We start from the raw sequence: 22,577 nt of genomic DNA, 5'->3' as shown, positions 1-22,577 counted from the left end.
CGCGCGACCCACTTCCTAAGCTTCTTGCAACTCGCCGCAGCAATGCTGTGGATGCGATGAATGTCGATTCAGCCTAGTGATTGTGCCCGGCATGGCTGTGCTGGGTGGCGGAGGCGGATTCGATTTCCACGACCGCGTGCAGATGCGTGCCGCCAAAGCCCAGTTCGATCTCGAAGGTCTCGCCCTCGATGAGCGGGCCGGTCAGGCCGGACAGGCGGATGGCGAGGGCGTTGGGCGAGAGGACGATGCTCGATCCGGCGGCGATCGGCATCTCGGCGATCGGCTGGAAGCTCAGCTCGCCGCCGCTATTGGTCAAGCCGACCAGCTCCGCCGACGCGGCGATATCGCTCTCCACCTCGGAGAGGATCACCGTCTCCCCGGAAGTGTTCTCCAGTTCGATATAGACGAAGGCGCTGGACGCGTCCCCGGCATTGGCCCAGCCATGAATGGCGCGGATGCCTTCCGCTTCGGCGACGTGATGGTCGTGGTCGTGATCATGATCATGATCATGATCGTCCTGGGCATAGGCCGGGGCGGCCAGCAAGGCCAGGGAGAGGAGGATGGCGCGGATCATTGGGGCACGTCCTTTTGTCGATGTGCGGTTCAGCTGCGCAGATCAGTAACCACCGGCCGTGACAGGGCGATGAAGGCGGGCACCAGGGCAAGGATCACCGTCAGGCTGACGAATGCGCCCACCAGATGGAATTCCGGCCAGCTCAGGGTGGCGGTCACGAGGATATCGGTCTGCGCGCTGACCACGCGGGAGATGAGGGCCGCCGCGCCATAGCCGATGGCGACGCCCAGCACCGCCCCGGAAAAGATCAGCGTGGCCGCATAGGACCAGACCACCGAGAAGACGAAGCGCCCCGGCGCGCCGAGCGCCCGCAGCAGGGCCAGCCGGCGGGCGAACAGCCGCGTGAGGATGACCAGCCCGGCCAGCACCCCCGCCGTCACGAGGATCTGGGTCACCACCGCCATGATGCTCATCACCTGCCGGACGTCGCCCATCAGCGAATAGAGATTGGCGAGCACCGTGCCGGGAAAGAAGGCCATGGTGCGGTCGGTGGTGAACTGCGCCCGCAGGGCGTAGTTGACGTAAAGCTGTTCGGCCGAGACCAGGATGGCCGGGGTGCCGGGGAAATAGTCGGGGTCGAAGGGCGGGCCCAACTGGTCAGCATTCTCGGGCGCGTGGCCATTGGCGAGGCCGTGGATTTCCCACACCGCCTCCACCGGCACGATGATAGCCCGGTCCCAGGGGCTGCCCGTGGGCTGCATGCGCCCAGAGACCACATACTCCACATGGGCGTGGGCGTCATGTTCGGCCGCGTCGCCCACCCCATGGGCCGGGGTGAAGCTGTCGCCGAGGGCGAGGTCCACCCGCGATCCGATCACCGCCTCGAGCCGGTCGGCGAACATCGCCCCTTCGGCCAGATCAGGCGAGAGATGGGTGACGAATTGCGCCGTGGAGCCGACCACGGGCGAGGACACATAGCTGTCCCCGAAGGCAATGGGCGCGGCCAGCGTGACATCGGGGGCATTGGCCACCTCGTCATAGATCTCGCCCGACAGCAGCGGCACGTCCGAGGGCTGGAGATAGACGGCGGCGAACATCATGGTGATCTCGCTGCCCGGAGCGGAAATCACCAGATCGAACGGATCGGCGGCGCGCGCCGTCCCCTGCCGCAGGCCGCGCTCCTGCGCGATAAGGCCCACCCCGAGCCCCACCGAAACGGCGATGAGAAGGACGAACAGCGCATTGGTCCACCGGAAGCGCCACAGCATGGCGCGCACCAGGGGGAAGGGACGGAACCCGACCAGCACCAGCGCCCCAACGATCAGGGCCGGCATCACGAGAACCACGAGCACGGTGATGTCCTGGGCCAGCACCGGCATCCATTCGATCGCGCGATAGAGCGGAGCGAGGGGGTTCATCGGACGGCCCTCCGGCGGTCATGGGATTGCAAGGCCGCACCCGTCTCATGAAGCGTTTCAGAAAGCAGCAAGCGGCGGCAGGAAGAGCCCCCTTCTCCCCCGCTGGGAGAAGGGACCGGGATGAGGGCGGTGCTGAGGCTGTGGCGAAATTCCGATCTAGCCATCCCGTACCTCGTCGGAGACGATCGCGCCGTCGACGATTTCGATGACCCGGTCCATGCGTGTATAGACGGCCGGGTCGTGGCTGACCGCGATGAGGGTCTTGCCCTCCTCCCGCACCATGCGCACCAGATCCTCGATCAGCCGATCGGCCGTCTTGCGGTCGAGGCTGGCGGTGGGCTCGTCGGCGAGGACGATTTCCGGATCGGCGGCCAGCGCCCGGGCGATCGCCACGCGCTGGCGCTCCCCGCCGGAGAAGCTCTCCACCGTCCGTCCCCCATGGGCGATGCCGAGCCGGTCGAGCACGTCGCCCGCCTTGCGCGCGATGACCGCCTGGCGGGCGCGCCGGGAATAGGCGCCGGGCAGCGCCGCGTTGGCGGCGGCCGAGAGTTCTTCGAACAACAGGAAATCCTGAAACACCATGCCGATGTGATGGCGGCGGAATTTCGCCCGCGCTTCGGGCGACAGCACCATGAGGTCGGTCCCGCCCCAGGCGATGGCGCCGCTGCTGTTGGCGCCGAGCCCGGCGAGGGAAAAGAGGAAGGTCGACTTCCCGGCCCCCGAGGGCCCCTTGACCCCCAGGCACATGCCGGCGGCGACGGAAAGCCGGGGCACGCTCAGCAGCACCCGCCCCGAAGCCGCCCTGACCTCGAGGTCATCGATCTTGAGATCAAGGCTCATGGAATTTAGCTATGCCCGTTCCTGCACCGCATCGATCAGCCGGACGCGGCTGACAAAGCCCAACTCGGGGTCGGTATAGGTGCCCAGTTCGAGCGTGCCGCGGGTGATGATCTTCACGTTGAACGGGATGACGTTGACCACGCGCTGGGCGTAGACGGCCAGAATGTCGTTGGGCCATTCGGCTTCCGACGAGCAGAACGGGCAAACCGCCATGGGGATATTGGTCAACACGTAGAAATTGGAATCGGCCTTGAGCGGCGGGGCCATGAAGCCTTCGATCGCCACCCGTGTCCCCGCGTTTTCGAGGGCGAAGGGGGTGAAGCTCATGTCGCGCTCATAGAGCTCGCGCAAGCGGACCTGCGGTTCGGCGGCGGCAGCGCCGGTGACGATGAAGGGGGCAGCGAGGACGGCGCCCGTGGCAGTGGCGAAAAATCCGCGGCGGTTCATGGAAACTCTCCTTTGCCTGAACGTGGCCCGACGATAGCAGCGGCGCGGGCGAACTGTGTGACAGTTCAATGAAAAGAGGGCCGGCAGCCGGCCCTCTCCCAAGTATGTGATCGCTGGCTTATTCGGCCGAGCCGAACGCGGCGTGGTTCATGACGTGGAAGATGGTTTCCTGGTCCATGGTGCCGCCGAACAGGTGCGCCCAGGGGCCGGTGGCCCACAGGCCGACGTCGACGCCCGAGTGGGTTTCCGAGCTCATCGGGATCAGCGCCTGCTGGAGGTAGTCCGGATCGAGGACCTCTTCCTGGGTCAGCGCGGGGCGCGCACCGGCATAGGTGCCGTCTTCCTGCTCGATGAGGACCGAACCGGCGCCGTTGCCGAAGGTGACGACGGTGTAGGGCAGGCCGTCATCGGCAAGCGCGGGCTCGCCGGAGTGCTCGATCTGGCCGGACGCGATATCCATGCACAGGCCGGTGATCGGGGTGCCACGGCCGCAATAGCCCTGGAAGTTGATCACGTGCTCGTGGTCGGCAGTGACGATCACCAGGGTCTCTTCGAGATCGACCATGTCGAGGGCGGCCTGGATGGCCTCGGCGAAGATGGCGCCGTCGGTGAAGGCGCGGTGTGCGTTGCCGCCATGCAGGGCATGGTCGACGCGGCCGGCTTCCACCATCAGGTAGAACCCGTCTTCATTGGTCTGGAGCTGTTCGATGGCCGTGACGGTCATGTCGAGCAGCGAAGGCTCGCCTTCCGGGCGATCTTCCTGGTAGCTCATGTCCGAATTGGCGAACAGGCCGATGATCGGCTGGCTGCGGTCGGCGGCAGCGAGGGTTTCGGCGTCGTGGACGTACTGAACGCCAAGGCCATCGAGACGGGCCAGCAGGTCCTGGCCGTCGAGGCGGCGGCCCGTGCCATTGTCGAGCGCGGTGCCTTCGGGAGCGAAATCGCGGATGCCGCCGCCGAGTGCAACGTCGATGACGCCGGCTTCGAACTGGTTGACCAGCTGGAGGGCGATGTCGTCACAGCCTTCCGGAGCGTCGTGGAACCAGTTGCGGTTGGCGGTCTTGGCATAGACGGCGGCCGGGGTGGCGTGGGCGACCGAAGCGGTCGAGATGATGCCCACCGACTTGCCGGCATCAGCGACGATTTCCGAGAACAGGCGCAGCGGCACTTCGCTCGAGCAATCGTCATAGATCGCGGTGTCGTCGAGGTTGATGGTGTTGAAGACCTGCTTGACGCCGGAGTTCATCGCACCGGCGGTCGGGGCGGAGTCCGGGGTCTGGGCGTTGATGTTGTAGGTCTTCATGATCGCCGAATGCGGGAACAGATCGTGCGGGAGGTTGTACTCCTCGCCGAGCAAGCCCTGCTGCTGGCCGGCAAACAGGCGGATGCCGTAATTGGGGCCGATGCCCATGCCGTCGGCGACGAACAGGATGACGTTCTTGGCGGTGTTGGTGTTGGGCTCAGCCGCAACGCGCTCGGCGATCAGAGCCTGGCCGGCGGTGAAATATTCACTGCCTGCCTGGGGCAGATCCTGAGCGATGGCGGTGGATGCGCAAAGCGCGACGGAAAGGGTAGACACTAGCGTCCGACGAAACATGGTTGCCTCCATGGGGTTTCGATCGAGGCGGACGCTATTCAGGCGCCATGACCTTTCCATCTCGGTTTTGTGAAGGTTTGTTGAAGCACGGCGACGGCACCCTCGGATGGTGCGATCCCTCAATAGGCCGAAATTCTCGCCCTCGCCTCGGAGATCAGTCGCTCCGCCGCCGGGGGAAAGGCCGTGCGGGCGCGCGTGATGATGCAGATAGTGCGCCGAAGCTGCAGGTCCGCCACCTCCACGGCGCGGATGTCCGGACTCTGGATCACGGCCGCGGCAAGGCGGGACACCAGCGCCACGCCCAGCCCCTGCGACACCATGGTCAGCTGCGCGATGGTGTCATGGGCCTTGAGCCGGCCGCGCTTCAAGCTGTCGGGCACGTGCCGGGCCTGCGCGATGGCCTTGCCGATCCCGGTATCCCCGTCGAGGCTGATGATGTCGTCGGCCGGGATATCGGCCAGTTCCACTTTTCCCCGCCCCGCCAGGGGGTGGCCGGCATGGCAGGCCAGCACGAAGGGGTCGTCCTGCAGCGGCTCATGGGTGAGCTGATCGGTATCGTGCCAGCGTTCGGCGATGCCGAAATCGACCTCGCGGTCCAGCACCAGCGTCCCCACCCGCTCGGCCACCGCCGCATGCACCATGATCTCGACGCCCGGATGGAGCCGGCGGAAATCGGCAATGAGCGGCGCGAAATGAAAGCGCACCACCGAGGGCGCCGCCGCCACCCGCACCGTGCCCTGCTCGATTCCGGCCAGGCTGCGCATGTCGTGCAGCGTGCCGTGGAAATCGGCGACCACCCGGCGCGCCGCTTCGAGGAAATCCTCGCCAGCCTGGGTCGGCCTCACCGGGCGCTGCTGGCGGTCGAACAGCAAAAGCCCGACATCCTCCTCGAGCTGCCGTATGGTCTCGGTCAGGGCCGAAGGGACCACCCCGATCCGGTCGGCGGCCTTGGTGAAGGATTGCGCTTCCGCCAGGGCCAGCGCGGCGCGGAAATGGCGGATGTTAATGCTCGTATTTTCCGAATGACTTTTCATTTCATTCTAATTCTACGAATGAGCCGGATATGGTTCAAGGGTCCGCATGACCCTGCACGTTTCAATCCCCGGCCCGGCCTCCGCTTCCCTGTTCCACAAGGCGTGCGCCGCCATCATCGAGAGCGGCTTTGCCGGCGACGTGACGTTCGACTTTTCGGCCCGCGCCGCGGTGTCGACCGATAACAGCGTCTATGAGATCATGCCCGACCTCGTGGTCGCCCCCCGCGATTCCGACGATGTGCAGCTTCTGATGGCGGTGCTGGCCCGGCCCGAATTCGCAACGCTGCCGGTAACCGCCCGGGGCGGCGGCACCGGCACCAACGGGCAGAGCCTCAATCGCGGCGTCGTGGTGAATTTCCAGCGCTTCATGACCCGCATTCTCGAGGTCAACTCCGCCGAGGGTTGGGCCGATGTCGAACCGGGCATCGTGCTCGATGAATTCAACGCCGCCATCGCCGCGACCGGCCTCCAATTCGCGCCCAACACCTCGACGTCGAGCCGCTGCACCATCGGGGGCATGGTCGGCACCGACGCCTCGGGCAAGGGCTCGCGCCTTTACGGCAAGACCAGCGACAACATCCTCGGACTGGAGGTGGTGCTGGACCGGGGGCGCAAGCTGTCCAGCCTCTCGGGCGACCGGTCCGACGCGCCCGAGCTTTATGCCGAACTGGCCGCGGCCTGCGACGAAGGCCGCGAGGCGCTGATCGCCAACACGCCGCGCATCTCGCGCCGCTTCACCGGCTATGACCTCGAACGCGCCCGCCCCGACACGGACCGGCTGGACTGGTGGCGGCTGTTTCTCGGCGCCGAGGGTACGCTGGGCCTCGTGACCCGCATTCGCGTGCGGCTGGTCCCCCTGCCCCGGCACGAGCGGCTGGTGGTCGTCGCCTTCGACAGTTTCCGGCAGGCTCTGGCGGCGGGATCGGCCATTCTCGAGCACGACCCCCTCGCCATCGAGATCATGGACGAATGGGTTCATCGCCTGGCGCGCGAGGCGGGGCTGATGGCGCGCCTGCCGGCCCATGTGCAGGGCACGGGCGGCCAGCCCATCGCGCATATGTTCGTCGAATTCGTCGGCGCCGAGCCGGATACGCTCGACGCGCAGGTGGAGGGTTTTCTCGCCCGCGCCGCCACGCTCCCCGGCGTGGTGGGCACCCATGTCGCGGTCGATGCCGCCGAGCGGCAGGACCTGTGGGGCATTCGCTCCGCCGCCGTGGGGCTTTTGGGCAAGCGCGAGGGCACCCGCCGCCCCATCGCCTTTGTCGAGGATTGCGTGGTGCCGGTCGAGCATCTGGTTCCCTTCGTCAACGGCTTCGACCGCATCATGAAGCAGCACGGGCTCAATTACGGCATCTATGGCCATATCGATGTCGGATGCCTGCATGTGCGCCCCTCGCTCGACCTCGACGATCCGCTCGACCGCGACACCTTCCGCGCCATTTCCGATGCTGTCTATGCGCTGTGCAACGCCCATGGCGGCATTTTCTGGGGCGAGCACGGCAAGGGAATCCGCGGCGCCTACCTGCCCGATTTCGTCGGCCCGGTGGCCTATCGCGCCCTGCAGCGGGTCAAGGCCGCCTTCGATCCCGCCGAGCGCTTCAACCCCGGCAAGCTGGTGGTTGTCGACCGCGCGCGGCTGGGCATTTCCGATCCGGCCTTCCGCAAGGGCAATGCCCCGGGCGACGCGTTCGAGAAATCCTATCATTGCAACGGCAATTCGGCCTGCCTCAGCCATTCGCGCTTCACGTCCATGTGCCCCTCCTACCAGGCCACCCGCGACAATCGCCTGTCGCCCAAGGGCCGCTCGGACGCGCTGCGCAACTGGCGGGAGGCCCAGGCCGGACAGGCGGACGATCTCGACGCCATCGAGGCCAGCGTCCTTGCCACCCTCAATGACTGTCTGGGCTGCAATGCCTGTGCCAGTTCCTGCCCCGTGCAGGTCAGCATCCCTTCGATGAAATCGGCCTTTCTCGATCACTATTACCAGCGCCACCGCCGCCCCCTGCGCGACCATGCGGTCGCCGCCATCGAACCGATGGCGAGAACCGTCGATGCCCTTCGCCCGCTCGCCTGGCTGGGCATGGCCCTGGGTCGCGCCATCGCGGCCCGCGCCACCGGCATGGTCGACCTGCCGCGCATCGCCCCCCGCTCGCTGCGGGCACTCGGCCATCCCGTGCGCCGATGGGATCGGCTCGCGGCAACTGAGCTGACGGCCAACACCGTTCTTCTCCTCGAAGACGCCTTCACCACGACCTTCGATACCGACGCCGTCGCCGCCGTCGCCGGGGGATTGGCGGCGCTCGGCTATCGCCCCGTCATCGTCACCCTGCCCCCCGGCGGCAAGGGCGCCCATGTCAAGGGCATGACCCGGCGCTTCCGGGCCCGTGCCGCCCGCCAGATCGCCGCGCTCAAGGCCGTGGCGGCATTGAAAACGCCCATGCTGGGGATAGATCCCGCCTTCGTGCTGCTCACGCGCCAGGAATATCGGCGTCTGGACTCCGGCGTGCCCGCCCTCCTCCTCGTCCAGGAATTTCTCCATGGCGAGATGACGCGCGGTGCCGACTGGCCCAAAGCCCGGCCAGCGGCGCCCCTAAAACTGATGCTGCACTGCACGGAGGCCTCCGCGCTGCCCGCCTCCGGCCAACTCTGGCGCGACGTGTTCGCCGCCCTCGGCATCGATCTCCAGCCGATGAAGACCGGCTGCTGCGGCATGTCGGGGACCTTCGGCCATGAGCGCGAGCATCAGGAGATGTCGCGCAATCTGTTCGACGCGACCTGGCGCCCGCTCGTCGAGGGCGAAACCAGCGTATTGGCCACCGGCTTTTCCTGCCGCTGCCAGATTGAGCGCCTCAGCCCCGCCTCCGCCCTTCATCCCATGGCGGCCATCGTGGCCAATTTCCCACCAACCGGCGCTCAGGGAACCTGATACGTCTGCAAACGATAAAATCGGCCGGACTTATAGGTTTCATATATAAATCATATCTCTGCCAACACCGTGCGAATTTTCCTCCGCGCGCCGAATGCGTTACGCTTTGCCTCTCAGAGCGGCCAAGCGTCCGGTAATGGCTTGATCCCGGGCCCGCTTTGGTATTTGTGCCCATGCAAGGGCATGGGCTTGGAGGCGGAGGGCATGCTGCCGCCTGATGCTTTGCACTATCCGGAACGTTTAACCTGGGGAATGAACTTGGCCGAATCCGAGACTTTTCTGCGCCAGCAAATCCATATCGATGGGCACTGGTTCGATGCGGACACCCGAGAAACCATAGACGTCACCAATCCCGCCACCGGTGAGGTGATCGGCACCGTGCCCAATGCGGGCGCCGCGGAAACCCGGCGGGCGATCGAAGCGGCCCATCGCACCTTCCAGAGCTTTTCGCGCACCACGGCGGAGGAGCGGGCCGCCAAGCTGCGCATTCTGCATGGCCTGCTCGTCGAACACCAGGAAGCCTTGGCGCGCCTTCTGACCCTTGAGCAGGGCAAGCCGCTGCGCGAAGCGCGCGGCGAGATCGCCATGAGCGCCAAATATATCCTCTGGTTCTCCGAAGAGGCACGGCGGCAATATGGCGACATCATCGAATCGCCCTGGCCCAACCGGCAGTTGCAGGTGATCCACGCCCCGGTCGGCGTCGTCGCCGCCATCACGCCGTGGAACTTCCCCTCCTCCATGCTGGCCCGCAAGATCGGCCCGGCGCTGGCCGCCGGGTGCACCCTGGTCATCAAGCCGGCGACCCAGACGCCCTATTCGGCGCTGGCCTGGGCCATATTGTGCGAGCGCGCCGGTTTTCCGGCCGGCGCCGTCAACATTCTCACCGGCTCGGCCACGGCGATCGGGGGCGAGCTCACCGGCAATGGCCTGGTGCGCAAGGTCACCTTCACGGGCTCGACCGGGGTCGGCAAGCAGCTCCTCGCCCAATGCGCGGCCAGCGTGAAGCGGGTTTCCATGGAACTGGGCGGCAACGCGCCGTTCATCGTTTTCGACGACGCCAATCTCGACCGCGCGGTCGAGGGCGCCATCGCCTCGAAATTCCGCAATTCCGGCCAGACCTGCGTCTGCACCAACCGCATCTATGTGCAGTCCGGCATCCATGATGCCTTCCTCGACAAGCTGAGCGCGGCGGTGGCCGAGCTCAAGATCGGGCAAGGGCTCGACGAGGAGGTCGATTTCGGCCCCCTCATCGACGCCAAGGCCGTGGCCAGCACCGAGGCCTTCGTCCAGGATGCGGTCGCCAAGGGCGGCCGGCTGGTGGCCGGCGGCAAGGGCCTGGGCGGCAATTTCTTCGCCCCCACCATCATCGGCAATGCCACCAGCGACATGCTGTTCGCCAAGGACGAGATTTTTGGCCCCGTCGCCCCGATCTTTACCTTCGAGACCGAAGACGAATCCTTAGCCCTCGCCAACGACACCGAATACGGCCTCGCCTGCTACGTCTATACCAGCAGCCTGGGCCGCGCCCATCGCGCCGCGCAATCGCTCGAATATGGCATTGTGGGCATCAATGACGGGCTGATCACCACCGAAGTCGCCCCCTTCGGCGGCTTCAAGCAATCCGGCGTCGGCCGCGAAGGCTCCAAATACGGCATGCAGGACTACCTCGAAACCAAATATGTCAGCTTCGGCGCCCTGGACGAATAACCCATAAAAAACACCCGCTTCCCTTCGCCCGGGAAGCGGGTGTTTTCCGTTAGATGAAGGGAATCACTCCCACTCGATCGTCCCCGGGGGCTTGCTCGTGACGTCGTAGACGACGCGGTTGATGCCTTTGACCTCGTTGATGATCCGGGTCGCGGCGCGGCCGAGGAAGCTCATGTCGAAGGGGTAGAAATCGGCGGTCATGCCGTCCACCGAGGTCACCGCGCGCAGGGCGCAGACCGCTTCATAGGTGCGACCGTCGCCCATCACGCCCACCGTCTGCACCGGCAGCAGCACCGCGAAGGCCTGCCAGATGGTGTCGTAGAGGCCCGCCTTGCGAATCTCGTCGAGATAGATGGCGTCGGCCTGGCGCAAGATGTCCAGCTTTTCCCGCGTCACCCCGCCCGGCAGGCGGATGGCGAGGCCAGGGCCGGGGAACGGGTGGCGGCCCACGAAATGCTCGGGCAGGCCCAGTTCGCGCCCCAGCGCCCGCACCTCGTCCTTGAACAATTCGCGCAGCGGCTCGACGAGCTTCATGTTCATGCGCTCGGGCAGGCCCCCCACATTGTGGTGGCTCTTGATGGTCACCGAAGGTCCGCCGGTGAACGACACCGACTCGATCACGTCGGGATAGAGCGTGCCCTGCGCGAGGAACTCCACGCCGCCGATCTTGGCGGCCTCCTTCTCGAAGGTCTCGATGAACAGGCGCCCGATGATCTTGCGCTTGGCCTCGGGGTCGACCACCCCCTCCAGTTCGCCGATGAAGGTGTCGGCGGCATCCACATGCACCAGAGGAATATTGTACTGGTTGCGGAACATGGAGACCACTTCATCGGCCTCGTTCCTGCGCATCAGCCCGTGGTCGACAAAGATGCAGGTGAGCTGGTCGCCGATCGCCTCGTGGATCAATATGGCCGTCACCGAGGAATCGACGCCCCCGGACAGCCCGCAGATCACCTTCTTGTCGCCCACCTGCTCGCGGATCGCGGCGATGGCCTGGTCGCGATAGGCGGCCATGGTCCAATTGGCCGCGCAGCCGCAGATGGCGTGCACGAAATTGGCGTAGAGCTTCGCCCCGTCGGGCGTGTGGTAGACTTCCGGGTGGAATTGCACGCCGAAGAATTTCTTCTCCTCATTGGCGATGATGGCGAAGGGCGCGCCGGGCGAGGTGGCGACCGCCTCGAAACCCTCCGGAATGGCCGCGACCTTGTCCCCATGGCTCATCCACACCTGATAGGAATGGTCGAGCTCCCACACCCCGTCATAGAGCGAGCAATCCTTTTCGATGCGCACCTCGGCGCGGCCGAATTCGCGCACCGTGCCGGGCTCGACCATCCCGCCCAGCGCCACGCACATGGCCTGCTGGCCGTAGCAGATGCCGAGCACCGGCACCCCCTGCGCGAGCAGGCGCGGATCGACCTGGGGGGCGCCCTTCTCGATCACGCTGGCCGGGCCACCCGAGAGGATGATGCCCTTGGGCCGCAGCGCCTCGAGCCGGTCGGCGGCGAGGCTGAACGGATGGATTTCGCAGTATACGCCGGCTTCGCGCACCCGGCGCGCGATGAGCTGGGTCACCTGGGAGCCGAAATCGACGATGAGGATGGTGTCGGTATGGGGGTCTTGCTGCATTGGCGAGGCTTTAATCGGAAAAAGACGATCAGGCAATGGCCGCATAAAGCAATAAATCACGGAATGGGTGCAACCCAGCTTCGTCTGCCGCGTTATGGAGCCAAGACGCAGCGCCTTTTCGCGGTGCTGATGGAAAAACGGGCCAGCGCGCCATCCCCCATAAGCGTCCCACTCCGCGCTCCCCGGTCAAAAGGCCCCAGCGGTCCCATGCCCAAGGCCTTTTGCAGCCACCCCGGATGTCCCTCGCATCCGGGGTGGTTCCGTTTTGGCGCGGGGGGAAACCTTCAGGAATTGAGCATGGCGAGGGAGAGATTGAGCAGGGTCGCGAACCCCACCCAGGCGGCATAGGGGACGAACAGCAGCGCGCTGAGGCGGTCCGGGGTCCAGCGTTCGACGATGAAGGCGAGGATCGCCACCAGCATGGGGACGATGACCGCCAGCGCCAGCCACAGGTTTTCCGCGCCGAAGAACACCGGCGACCACAGCCAGTTGAGCAGCATCTGCGCCACCCACAGCCCCATCGCGGCGCTGATCGCCCCGACCATGAAGCTGCGCCAGCCGGCTATGGCGATCAGCACGTAGAGCGTGAACCAGACCGGACCGAACACAAAGTCGGGCGGGTTGAAGCTGGGCTTGTCCAGCGCCCTGTACCAGGGGCCGGGGGTGTTCTGGGTACCGATGAGGGCGCCCACCCCGACCACGACGACGAGGAATGCGGCCAATATGATGAGGGCGCGCGGCGATTTGAGGCTGGGCTGGATGACGGTGCTCATGACCGCCTTAACGGCCTTGGGGCCCTTTGGTTCAGGGCCTCGGGTTTTCCCCTTATGCGCCGGCCCTATTCCCGCCTCAGCACGGCGCAGAAAAACCCGTCCGTGCCGGTCGTCGCCGGGGTCAGCGTCACGCTGTGCCCGTTGCGGCTCAGGGGCGGCGCGGCGCCCGGAAAGAGCTCGGCCCAGCGCGCTGTGAGGGACACCGGGGCGAACGCGGCATGCTCGGCCAGGAAGTGTTCGATCTGGTCGTCGTTCTCCTCGAGGAGGATCGAGCAGGTGATATAGACCATCTCCGCGCCGGGCCTGACATAGCCTGCTGCTTCGGCCAGCACGGCGCGCTGGTCGGCGATCCGCTGTTCGAGCTGGGCCGGGGTGAGCTTCCATTTGGTGTCGGGGCGGCGGCGCCAGGTTCCCGTGCCGGTGCAGGGCGCGTCGACCACCACCCGGTCCATCCGTCCCGCCAGCCCGTCGAGAGCGCCGGGATCGGGGTTGCGGACCTGCACATTGCGCACGCCATTGCGCTTGAGGCGCTCATGGATGGGGGCCAGCCGCGTGCGGTCGGCGTCATAGGAAAAGATCTGCCCCGAATTGTGCATGGCGGCGGCCAGCGCCAGGGTCTTGCCGCCGGCCCCGGCGCACAGGTCCAGCACCTGCTCGCCCGGCTGCGCCCCGGCCAGCAGCGCCACGATCTGGCTGCCCTCGTCCTGGATCTCGAACCAGCCCTTCTGATAGCCTTCGTCGGCCTGCACATTGGCGGTGCGGGCATCGGCCGGGCCGGCGGCAAGGCGCAGGCCGTCCGGGGCGATCGCGGTGGGCGCGGGCCCAAAACGCGCCAGCGATTTCTCCACCCGCCTGCGATCCGCCTTGAGGCTGTTGATCCGCATGTCGAGCGGCGGGCGCGTGGTCATCCCCTGCCCTTCTTTCACCCAATCCGCCCCGAAATTGCGGGCCAGCGAGGGGGCCAGCCAATCGGGCACATCGGCCCGGACGGGGTCGGGCGCATCGGACAAAGCCGAATCGGAACAAAGTCTTGCGGCCTCGGCCTCCGAAATCGATTCCGGCGCGAAGCGGTCGGAGCTGAAGTCCTGATTCAAGGACTTCACGTCCTGAGTCCAGTCGTTGACCACTACCGAGAGGACGAGCGCGCGGGGCGTGTCCTCGCCCATGCGCCAGGCGTGCGAAGCCCGCTTGCGCAGCGCGTCATAGACGAGGTTGCCGATGGCCGCGCGGTCCCCCGCTCCGGCGAAGCGGTGGTCGAGCGCCCAGCCCTTGAGCGCCTCGGAAGCCGGACGCTTGCGGGCCTCCATGTCGGCCAGCACTTCGATGGCGGCGGCGATGCGCCCGGGGAGACGCATCAGAGGACCGCCTTTACGGACAGGGGATTTGGTTCACGCATATCCATTCACTTGCCGCGATAATTGGGGCTTTCGCGGGTGATCGTCACGTCATGGACGTGGCTTTCATGCAGTGCCGCGCCCGAGATCCGCACGAAGGTCGCCTCGCGGCGGAAGGTCTCGAGATCCTTGGCGCCGGTATAGCCCATGGCCGCCCGCAGGCCGCCGGCGAGCTGGTGCAGGACCGTGCCGACCTGGCCCTTATAGGCCACCTGCCCCTCGACCCCCTCGGGCACCAGCTTCATGGTGTCGTGGACTTCCTGCTGGAAATAGCGGTCGGCCGAGCCGCGCGCCATGGCGCCCACCGAGCCCATGCCGCGATAGGCTTTATAGCTGCGGCCCTGATAGAGGAAGACCTCGCCGGGGCTTTCGTCGGTGCCCGCGAGGAGCGAGCCGACCATGGCCACCGAGGCGCCCCCGGCCAGCGCCTTGGCGAGGTCGCCCGAGAACTTGATGCCGCCATCGGCGATCACCGGCACGTCGTGCCGGTCGGCCTCCTCGGCGCAGGCCATCACGGCGGCGAGCTGGGGCACGCCCACCCCGGCGACGATGCGCGTGGTGCAGATCGAGCCCGGCCCGATGCCGACCTTGATGGCGTCGGCGCCCGCGTCGATCAGCGCCTTGGTCGCGTCGGCGGTGGCCACATTGCCCGCCATGATGCGCACCGCGTTGTTGGCGCGCTTGACGCGCTCCACCGCTTCGGCGACGCGCACCGAATGCCCGTGGGCGGTGTCGATGACCAGCAGGTCCACCCCGGCCTCGATCAGCGCCATGGAGCGCTCGAAGCCCTGGTCGCCGGTGGTCGAGGCGGCGGCGACGCGCAGATGCCCCTTGTCGTCCTTGATGGCGTGGGGGTTGAGCTGGGCCTTCTCCATGTCCTTGACGGTGATCAGGCCGATGCAGTTGTTGTGCTCGTCCACCACCAGCAGCTTTTCGATGCGGTGCTGGTGCAGGAGGCGCTTGGCCTCGTCCTGGGTCACGCCCTCGCGCACCGTCACCAGTCTTTCGCGGGTCATGAGCTCGGAAATGGTCTGGCGGTCATTGTCGGCGAAGCGCACGTCGCGATTGGTGAGGATGCCCACCAGCGTGCCCTTGTTCCGCCCGCCGGTGCCGCCATTGGCGACCACGGGGATGCCGGAGATGTTGTAGCGGTCCATGAGCGCGTGGGCATCGGCGAGGACGGCATCGGGGCCGATGGTGATCGGATTGACCACCATGCCGGATTCGAAATGCTTGACCTGCTTGACCTGCTCGGCCTGCTGCTCGACCGTGAGGTTGCGGTGGATGACGCCCAGGCCGCCGGCCTGCGCCATGGCGATGGCCATCTTGGCCTCGGTCACCGTGTCCATGGCCGCCGAGAGGATGGGGAGGTTGAGGGTGATGTCGCGCGTCACCCGCGTCCTCAGGTCCACATCGGTCGGCAGCACGTCCGAGCGCGCCGGCTGGAGCAGAACGTCGTCGAAGGTGAGCGCCGCATCGCCCGTGATGGAGGAAATAATCTTCGCCAAGGCCAGACCCTTTCATGCCCTCATCCGGAACGCCGGATGAAATGATTTGAGCGCTGCCGGCAGGCGGACCATCCGCTTGCGGTTCGACAACGCGACAATTCACTGTTGTGTACGGGAAAGCGCCGACGGCCCCATGACCGCCTGCCAGCCCGCATTCGTCCGCTTGCCGACGGGAAACGAAGGGACTCACGCCGGCTTTGGGTTGGCGAGGGTGATTAACACCGGAAAACCGGTTTGGAAAGTGCCCGCGTGGCGCGGCGCGGCATAGCTGCCATGCGCCACGCCGTGCCGGGCCCCGGGGAAGGCGGTTATTCCTCCGCCATGGCGGCGTTCATATCCATCCAGACCGGCTCGAAGATATTGCCGTCCGGGTCCTCGAAGGCGCGCGAATACATGAACCCCAGGTCCTGCAGGTCGCGTATGTCGCCCCTGCCGCCATTGTCTGCGGCGGTCTTGTTGATCTCGTCGACCGCCGCCTTGCTGTCCATCGAGAGCGCGATCAGCACCCCGGTCGCCGCGTGAGCGTCGGCGATGGGCCGGGTGATGAAGGTCGAGAAATAGGCATGCTTGAGCAGCATGAAGGTGATCTCGTCCGACCACATCATCGAGGAGACGTCGTCATTGGAGAATTCGGGGTTCTTGGTGCAGCCGATCGCCTCGTAGAACCGCGTCGAGGCGGCGAGGTCTTTGACCGGCAGGTTGATGAAGATCATCTTGGGCATGGTTGTTTTCCTTGTTTTGGCGCCGTCCCCCTCCGGACGGCGAATTCTGCCATAGGACGGTTTCGGCGTCTTCCCGCCGACATCGCCCGCGCGGAATTTTCTCCCCCTTGGCGATTGGCCCATGTTGGTGGCGGGAACGGCCGGGCGGGCATGGGGGTTACCCCTCTCCCAAGCCAAAGGAGAAGACCGATGGATCATACCCACCATGTGCGCCTCGCCCCGGGCGAGCTCAACGAAACCATCCTCAAGGACGCCACCATCTATGGCGCGGACGATCACAAGGTGGGCACCGTCGCCCATCTGCACGGCTCGGGCGCCGGCGCGCAGGCCGTCATCGATGTCGGCGGCTTTCTCGGCATCGGCGCCAAGCCGGTGGCCGTGCCGGTCGACCAGCTCGATTTCATGCGCGACGAGAACGGCAAGGTGCATGCGGTCACCGGCTGGACCAAGGACGAGCTCAAGGACATGCCCGAGCATCGCCACTGAGCCGCTTCCGGCCCAATCAAAAACCCCGCTCCGGCGGGGTTTTCTTCGCCTGCCGCTAGGCCGCCTCGCGGGCCCGCTCCCGCGTCCGCCACCCCTCCCCCGCCCATTCGCGCACGGCGATGGAGATGTTCCCCTCGGCGATGTCGATGAGGTTATAGGCATTGGGCTCGCCCCGCAGGCGCGTCGAGGTGGTCGAGGCGGCCTGTGCCACGAGGATATGGGCGGCGGCGCTTTCGCGCGGCCCGGCCGGTTCGGCCTGCCGCACCGATCCGGCGTGTTCGTGCCGGCGAACATAGGACATGTGGAAATGGCCCGACAGCACCAGGCGCACCCCCAGCCGCCCGAAGGTTTCCAGTGCCCTATCGGCCCGGCGCACCCGGTTCTGGTGCCGCGCCATGGGCTCCTCGGGATGCATCAGGGGGTGGTGGGCGACGACGATCCTCACCGCATCCGCGTCCACCTCCGCGAACCGGGCTTCCAGCGTTTCAAGCTGATCGCTGCTGATCGCCCCGTCCGACCAGTTGAGGCTGTGGAGATTGGCGCGGCGCGAGGTCTTCACCCCGGCGATCGCCACCCCGTCGCGATAAAGGAAGGGTTCGAGCTCGGTGGCGATATAGGTCTTGTAATGGCTGTAGGGCGCGAAGAACCGGCGCAGCAGATTGCGCTCGGGCACGTCGTGATTGCCGGGCACGGCGAGAAACGGCGCCGGCAGCGTATCGAGGAATTCGCGGGCGCGGGCGAATTCCCTCGCGCTGCCGATCTGGGTGAAATCTCCCGAGACGACGATCAGGTCGGGGGTGTTGGCGGCGATTTCGGCTTCCAGCGACTGAACGACATCGTCGTCATGGCGGCCGAAATGCAGGTCGGAAAGGTGGATGATCCGCATCAGGCCATCTGCCCCATGGGCCGGGCCGTGCCTTCGGCCTGTTCCTCGGCGATCTCCTCCTTGATCGCCTGCAAGGGGGCGAGCACGGTCAGCGCGCGGGGATAGATCTTGAAATGCAGGGGCACCTCCATGGACTGCACCTCGCCGTCGATCATCAATTGCAGCCTGGGCTTGCGGGCGCGGATGGTGACGCTGCGCGCCGACGAGATGTCGAGGGCGTCATAATCGCGCCAGTGCCCGGCCAGCATGCCCGTGGCCAGTTTCACCATGTCGCCCACATTGAGATGGCGCAGCACATAGATGGTCAGCAGCCCGCTATCGAGCTTGTCGCGATGGAAGAACCGCCCCAGCCCCTCGTCATAGGCATTGGAGGCCACCGCGATGGCCTGCACCCGCTCGATCCGCGCCGGCCCGTCGCCGGGGGCGATCTCCAGCGCCAGCCGGCGGGCCCGGGCGATGCGGCGGAAGAAATAGCGCATATAGCCGATCTTGGCCCCAAAACCCTGCCCGCGAATATATTCGCGCCCCGCCGCCAGTTCGGGGATCACCCCGATCACCGCCTTGTGCAGGAAGATGGTGCCGTTGACCTCCGAGACGTCGATGGCCAGCGGCTCCATCTCGGCCAGAACCGCGATGCAGCTGTCGAGGTCGAGCGGCACCCCCAGGTCGCGCGCCAAAAGATTGGCCGTACCCAGCGGCAGGATGGCGAGGCTCTTGTCGCTGTCGATGATCGCCGTCGCCAGCGCGGTGACCGTGCCGTCGCCGCCGGCCGCGATGATGGTCTCGGCGTCGCTGGCCAGCGCCCGCGCGATGCGCTCGTCAAGGCTCGAATCGGGATCGGCGTCGATGGTCACGTCCAGTCCCTGGGCGGCGAATTTGGCCGTGAGGTCGTCGCCGGTCACCCCCAGGGCCTGCACGGTTCCGGAGTTGACGTTGAGTACCAGATAAAAGCGGCGCTGAGCCATGCCTGTCCTGCCCGATAAGATTGGTCCCGCCCCCATAACGCCCCTACCGGCAAAAGGTTCGTTCGCGACTAGAACTTCCGTCGTTATTGCCTTGTTTCGGCTATGGGTCGATGATGGTGGCTGAAAACTTATTCGTATCAACCTTCCCGGTCCCCAGAGTTGTCCCGTTTCATCCCGCTCATCCTGGCGGTTGCCCTGTTCATGGAGAACATGGACGCGACCGTGATCTCCACCTCGCTTCCGGCCATAGCGGCCGATATCGGTACAACTCCCGTCGCCTTGAAACTGGCCTTCACCGCCTATTTTGTCGCCCTGGCCATCTTCATCCCGATCAGCGCCTGGCTGGCCGACAAGTTCGGGGCCAAGAACGTGTTCCGCGCCGCCATCATCGTCTTCATGCTCGGCTCGGTCGCCTGCGCCATTTCCGGTTCGCTCACCGAATTCGTCTTCGCCCGCTTCCTCAAGGGCATGGGCGGGGCGATGATGACCCCGCTGGCCCGACTGATCCTCTTGCGCACCACCGAGCGCAAGGATCTCATCAACGCCATGGCCTGGCTGACCATTCCGGCCCTGGTGGGGCCCATGCTCGGCCCGCCGGTCGGCGGCTTTCTCACCACCTTCCTGTCCTGGCACTGGATTTTCCTCATCAACATCCCCATCGGCCTGCTCGGGGTGGTGCTGATCAGCAAATATCTGCCCCCTGTGGAATCGGCCACCCAGCGCCCCATGGATTTCCCGGGTTTCCTGCTCACCGCCATCGCGTTTTCGGGGATCACCTTCGGGCTCTCGCTGCTCTCCATGCCGATCCTGCCCCTGTGGATCGCCGCCGTCTCAACCCTTGCCGGCCTCCTCGCCCTGGCGCTCTACGTCCCCTATGCCCTGCGCGTCCCCAATCCCCTGCTCGATCTGCGCCTCTTCCTCCATCCCAGCTTCAGGGCGGTGGTGGTGGGCACCTCCTTCATGCTGATCGGCGCCGGCGCCATTCCCTTCCTCCTCCCGCTGATGCTCCAGGTCGCGTTCGGCTATTCGCCCTTCGAATCGGGCATGATCACCTTTGTCGGCGCCATCGGCTCGCTGCTGCTCAAATTCTACGCCAAGCCTGTCTATCGCCGCGTCGGCTTCCGCACGGCGCTGATGGCGGCGGCGGGGCTCTCCTCGCTCAGCCTCGTCATCAAGGGCACCTTCGTCGCCCAGACCCCTGTTGTGGTGATGATGCTGGTGATCTTCCTCAGCGGGCTGGTGCGCTCCACCTATTTCACCGGCCAGAATGCCCTCGCCTTCGTCGATATCGACGGCGACGAGGCCGGCCCCGCCACCGCCATCCATTCGGTGACCCGCCCCATCGCCACGGCGCTGGCGGTGGCCTTTGCCGGGGCGGTGCTGGAAATGAGCAGCTTCTGGCGCGGCGAGGCGCTGGCGACCGAGGATTTCCGCATCGCCTTTTTCGCCGTCGCCGCCGTGTCGGCGCTGGCCGTCATTCCCTATTGGCGGCTCGCCAAGGAGGCGGGCAGCGAGGTTTCCGGGCACATGACCGCGGCCCAGCGCGAAGCGGCGCTCGAAAAGACCAGCGCCGAGGGCTATGAGGGCCGCTCGCCGCGCTTTTAATCCTGCCGCTCGCCCCTGAAGCCGCGCGCCACCAGATAGGTTTCGGCCGATTCCTGCCGGCTGGAGGGCGGCTTGGCGTGGAAGGTCGCGGCGAAATTGCGCTTGAGCATGGCGAGCAGGTCGTGCTCGGTGCCGCCCTGGAACACCTTGGCGACGAAGGTGCCGCCCGGCGCCAGCACGTCGAGGGCGAAATCGGCGGCGATCTCCACCAGTGCCACGATGCGCAGATGGTCGGTCGCCTTGTGCCCCGTGGTCGGCGCCGCCATGTCCGACAGCACGATATCGGCCTTGTGCCCGCCGAGCAGGTCGAACAGGGCCTGCGGCGCGTCCTCGTCGGTAAAGTCCTTTTGCAGCAGCACCGCACCGGGCACCGGGTCCATTTCCAGATAGTCGATGCCGACCACGATGGGATTGTCCGGGGTCGATTTCACCGCCTTGACCGCCACCTGGCACCAGCCACCGGGCGCCGCGCCCAGGTCGACGACGCGCATGCCGGGCTTGAGCAGCCCGTATTTCTCGTCCAGCTCGAGCAGCTTATAGGCCGAGCGGGCCCGCCAGCCCTCGGCCCGCGCCCGCGCCACATAGGGGTCGTTGAGCTGGCGCTGCAGCCAGGCCGTGGACGATGTGGAGCGCTTGCGCGCCGTCTTGACCCGTATCTTGAGGTCGCGGTCGCCGCGCCGTCCGCTGCCCTTGCCCGTCGGCTTACTTGGCATCGCGGCCTCCCCGGCGGTTGCGGCCGGGCCGTCCGCGCATCCACACGCGATCGGCGGCCATCATGGAAATCAGAATCCCCTCGCGCAACCCCCGATCGGCGACCCGGATGCGCGAGCACGGCCATTCGCGGCGGATGGCCTCGAAGATGGCGCAGCCGGGGATGACCAGGTCGGCCCGTTCGCGCCCGATGCACGGATTGCCCATGCGCCGCTCATAGCTCATGCCCATTAGCACCCGCATGGTGGCGTCGATGTCCTCGGCCCGCATCCACAGCCCGTCCACCTTGGAGCGCTCATAGCGGTCGAGACCGAGATAGAGCCCGGCCAGGGTGGTCACCGTTCCCGAGGTGCCCAGGAAATGCACCGGATGGGTGGCGAGCATTTCGCGCAGCTTCTCGCGCCCGCGGAAGTGCCGTAGCTCATTGGTCACATGGGCGACCATGGCCTCGAAAATCTCCGGCGTGACATCGACGCCGCCGAATTTCTCGGCGATCGAGACCACGCCCACCGGCAGCGAATGCCAGGAGCGGATCGAGGCCGAGGTCTTGCCCTGGTTGCGCGGGCGCCCGCCGCGGAAATCGAGCCAGGCCAGTTCCGAGGACCCGCCGCCGATATCGAACAGGATGGCGCCGGGCGCGTCGAGCTCGATGAGGTCGGCGCAGCCGGTCACCGCCAGTTCGGCCTCGGTCTTGCGGTCGACCACCTCGAAGTGCAGCCCCGCCTCGCGCTTGACGCGGGCGAGAAAGCTCGCCGAATTGTCGGCCGAGCGGCAGGCCTCGGTGGCGATGATGCGCGCCTTGATGCCCTCGTGCTGGCGCAGCTTGCCGGCGCAGAGTTTCAGCGCCTCGACGGTGCGCTCCATGGCCGCCTCCGAAAGGCGCCCGGTCTGCGACAGGCCCTCTCCGAGCCGCACGATGCGCGAAAACCCGTCGAGCACCCGGAAGCCGTTTTCGGTGGGGCGGGCGATCAGCAGGCGGCAATTATTGGTGCCCAGGTCGAGCGCGGCATAGGTAGCCACGCGCCGCTTGCGCGACAGCTCGGGCTTGCTGGCGGACGTCCACCGCGCCGGGCGTTTGCCCCCATGGGATGCTGGGGCAGTATCGACCGGCGGACGCGACGGCCCACGCACGCGGTGACGCGTGCCGGCCGGCGGTGCCTCGGCGGACCGATCGTAATCGGTCAACTTGTCTCTCCGTGCCGTCCGGTCGCCTGGGTCGTGGGGCCGATCGGCCGCTGCATCGTCTGCCGGGCGCCCGGGACGGATCATTTCTCGTTCGACGACCACGGTAGTCCATGACGGCCGACAACGCAATGATCGGCTGCGCGCCGTGCCTTGGGCGCGCGGATCAATTTCTTGCCACAAAAATCGGGATGATCGGCGCATCGGTTGGGAGGGGGCCCGCAGCGAGGGTCATT

At 66.4% G+C, this 22,577-nt stretch carries 19 protein-coding genes; 4 read left to right on the top strand and 15 right to left on the bottom strand.

Annotation, left to right across the window (positions count from 1 at the left end; genetic code table 11):
• Positions 1 to 73: 73 nt before the first annotated feature.
• The 6 genes from DVH29_RS13285 to DVH29_RS13260 all read right to left on the bottom strand — a co-directional run bounded on the left by DVH29_RS13285 (position 74) and on the right by DVH29_RS13260 (position 5,850).
• The gene (locus DVH29_RS13285) at positions 74 to 574 is read right to left on the bottom strand and encodes a copper chaperone PCu(A)C (RefSeq protein ID WP_114646671.1); all 501 of its coding nucleotides are present in this window, start codon (positions 572 to 574) and stop codon (positions 74 to 76) included.
• 29 nt (positions 575 to 603) lie between these two features.
• The gene (locus DVH29_RS13280) at positions 604 to 1,932 is read right to left on the bottom strand and encodes an ABC transporter permease family protein (RefSeq protein ID WP_114646670.1); all 1,329 of its coding nucleotides are present in this window, start codon (positions 1,930 to 1,932) and stop codon (positions 604 to 606) included.
• 156 nt (positions 1,933 to 2,088) lie between these two features.
• Positions 2,089 to 2,772, bottom strand: a complete 684-nt coding sequence (locus DVH29_RS13275; RefSeq protein WP_114646669.1) for an ABC transporter ATP-binding protein — start codon at positions 2,770 to 2,772, stop codon at positions 2,089 to 2,091.
• Between the two features lie 9 nt (positions 2,773 to 2,781).
• A complete protein-coding gene (locus DVH29_RS13270; protein ID WP_114646668.1) occupies positions 2,782 to 3,219 on the bottom strand; it encodes a hypothetical protein in 438 nt (145 codons plus the stop codon).
• 118 nt (positions 3,220 to 3,337) lie between these two features.
• The gene (locus DVH29_RS13265) at positions 3,338 to 4,798 is read right to left on the bottom strand and encodes an alkaline phosphatase (RefSeq protein ID WP_199562592.1); all 1,461 of its coding nucleotides are present in this window, start codon (positions 4,796 to 4,798) and stop codon (positions 3,338 to 3,340) included.
• Positions 4,799 to 4,935: 137 nt separating this feature from the next.
• Positions 4,936 to 5,850 (bottom strand): LysR family transcriptional regulator, encoded by a 915-nt coding sequence (locus tag DVH29_RS13260; RefSeq protein WP_114646667.1) that lies wholly within the window; start codon positions 5,848 to 5,850, stop codon positions 4,936 to 4,938.
• A 46-nt stretch (positions 5,851 to 5,896) separates the two neighbouring features.
• Between DVH29_RS13260 and DVH29_RS13255 the strand changes: the two genes are divergently transcribed.
• Both DVH29_RS13255 and DVH29_RS13250 read left to right on the top strand, forming a co-directional pair.
• Complete coding sequence (locus DVH29_RS13255; protein WP_114646666.1) at positions 5,897 to 8,776, top strand: FAD-binding and (Fe-S)-binding domain-containing protein; 2,880 nt, start codon at positions 5,897 to 5,899, stop codon at positions 8,774 to 8,776.
• A 258-nt stretch (positions 8,777 to 9,034) separates the two neighbouring features.
• Positions 9,035 to 10,483 carry an NAD-dependent succinate-semialdehyde dehydrogenase gene (locus DVH29_RS13250; protein WP_245944984.1) on the top strand — a complete coding sequence of 483 codons (1,449 nt, stop codon included), beginning with the start codon at positions 9,035 to 9,037 and terminating at the stop codon, positions 10,481 to 10,483.
• Between the two features lie 63 nt (positions 10,484 to 10,546).
• On the opposite strand, the gene guaA is transcribed toward DVH29_RS13250, so the two are convergent.
• The 5 genes from guaA to DVH29_RS13225 form a co-directional block, all read right to left on the bottom strand.
• The gene (gene guaA, locus DVH29_RS13245; RefSeq protein ID WP_114646664.1) at positions 10,547 to 12,109 is read right to left on the bottom strand and encodes a glutamine-hydrolyzing GMP synthase; all 1,563 of its coding nucleotides are present in this window, start codon (positions 12,107 to 12,109) and stop codon (positions 10,547 to 10,549) included.
• 284 nt (positions 12,110 to 12,393) lie between these two features.
• Positions 12,394 to 12,882, bottom strand: coding sequence for a TspO/MBR family protein (locus tag DVH29_RS13240; RefSeq protein ID WP_114646663.1), 489 nt, complete (start codon positions 12,880 to 12,882; stop codon positions 12,394 to 12,396).
• Between the two features lie 65 nt (positions 12,883 to 12,947).
• Positions 12,948 to 14,237 carry an RsmB/NOP family class I SAM-dependent RNA methyltransferase gene (locus DVH29_RS13235; RefSeq protein ID WP_114646662.1) on the bottom strand — a complete coding sequence of 430 codons (1,290 nt, stop codon included), beginning with the start codon at positions 14,235 to 14,237 and terminating at the stop codon, positions 12,948 to 12,950.
• Between the two features lie 47 nt (positions 14,238 to 14,284).
• Positions 14,285 to 15,784 (bottom strand): IMP dehydrogenase, encoded by a 1,500-nt coding sequence (guaB, locus tag DVH29_RS13230; RefSeq protein ID WP_114646661.1) that lies wholly within the window; start codon positions 15,782 to 15,784, stop codon positions 14,285 to 14,287.
• Positions 15,785 to 16,092: 308 nt separating this feature from the next.
• On the bottom strand, positions 16,093 to 16,506 hold the full coding sequence (locus DVH29_RS13225; RefSeq protein ID WP_114646660.1) for a VOC family protein: 414 nt from the start codon (positions 16,504 to 16,506) through the stop codon (positions 16,093 to 16,095).
• A gap of 189 nt (positions 16,507 to 16,695) precedes the next feature.
• Here DVH29_RS13225 and DVH29_RS13220 point away from each other — a divergent pair, with 189 nt between their 5' ends.
• Positions 16,696 to 16,992 carry a PRC-barrel domain-containing protein gene (locus tag DVH29_RS13220; protein ID WP_114646659.1) on the top strand — a complete coding sequence of 99 codons (297 nt, stop codon included), beginning with the start codon at positions 16,696 to 16,698 and terminating at the stop codon, positions 16,990 to 16,992.
• A 55-nt stretch (positions 16,993 to 17,047) separates the two neighbouring features.
• Here the strand turns inward: DVH29_RS13220 and DVH29_RS13215 are convergent, their stop codons facing one another.
• Positions 17,048 to 17,878, bottom strand: coding sequence for a metallophosphoesterase family protein (locus tag DVH29_RS13215; RefSeq protein ID WP_114646658.1), 831 nt, complete (start codon positions 17,876 to 17,878; stop codon positions 17,048 to 17,050).
• The gene (locus tag DVH29_RS13210; RefSeq protein ID WP_245944983.1) at positions 17,878 to 18,843 is read right to left on the bottom strand and encodes a diacylglycerol/lipid kinase family protein; all 966 of its coding nucleotides are present in this window, start codon (positions 18,841 to 18,843) and stop codon (positions 17,878 to 17,880) included. Before DVH29_RS13210 ends, DVH29_RS13215 begins: the two co-directional genes overlap by 1 nt.
• Positions 18,844 to 19,002: 159 nt before the next feature.
• On the opposite strand from DVH29_RS13210, the gene DVH29_RS13205 reads away from it, so the two are divergent.
• Positions 19,003 to 20,448, top strand: coding sequence for an MFS transporter (locus tag DVH29_RS13205; RefSeq protein ID WP_114646656.1), 1,446 nt, complete (start codon positions 19,003 to 19,005; stop codon positions 20,446 to 20,448).
• On the opposite strand, the gene DVH29_RS13200 is transcribed toward DVH29_RS13205, so the two are convergent.
• Positions 20,445 to 21,161, bottom strand: a complete 717-nt coding sequence (locus DVH29_RS13200; RefSeq protein WP_114646655.1) for an RlmE family RNA methyltransferase — start codon at positions 21,159 to 21,161, stop codon at positions 20,445 to 20,447. The genes DVH29_RS13205 and DVH29_RS13200 overlap by 4 nt on opposite strands.
• Positions 21,151 to 22,344, bottom strand: a complete 1,194-nt coding sequence (locus DVH29_RS13195; RefSeq protein ID WP_114646676.1) for a Ppx/GppA phosphatase family protein — start codon at positions 22,342 to 22,344, stop codon at positions 21,151 to 21,153. The genes DVH29_RS13200 and DVH29_RS13195 overlap by 11 nt, the downstream gene beginning before the upstream one ends.
• Positions 22,345 to 22,577: the final 233 nt, after the last annotated feature.

The organism is Pelagibacterium lacus (assembly GCF_003345525.1).
In the GTDB taxonomy this organism is placed as follows: domain Bacteria; phylum Pseudomonadota; class Alphaproteobacteria; order Rhizobiales; family Devosiaceae; genus Pelagibacterium; species Pelagibacterium lacus.
This window is presented reverse-complemented; position numbering and strand designations above follow the sequence as displayed.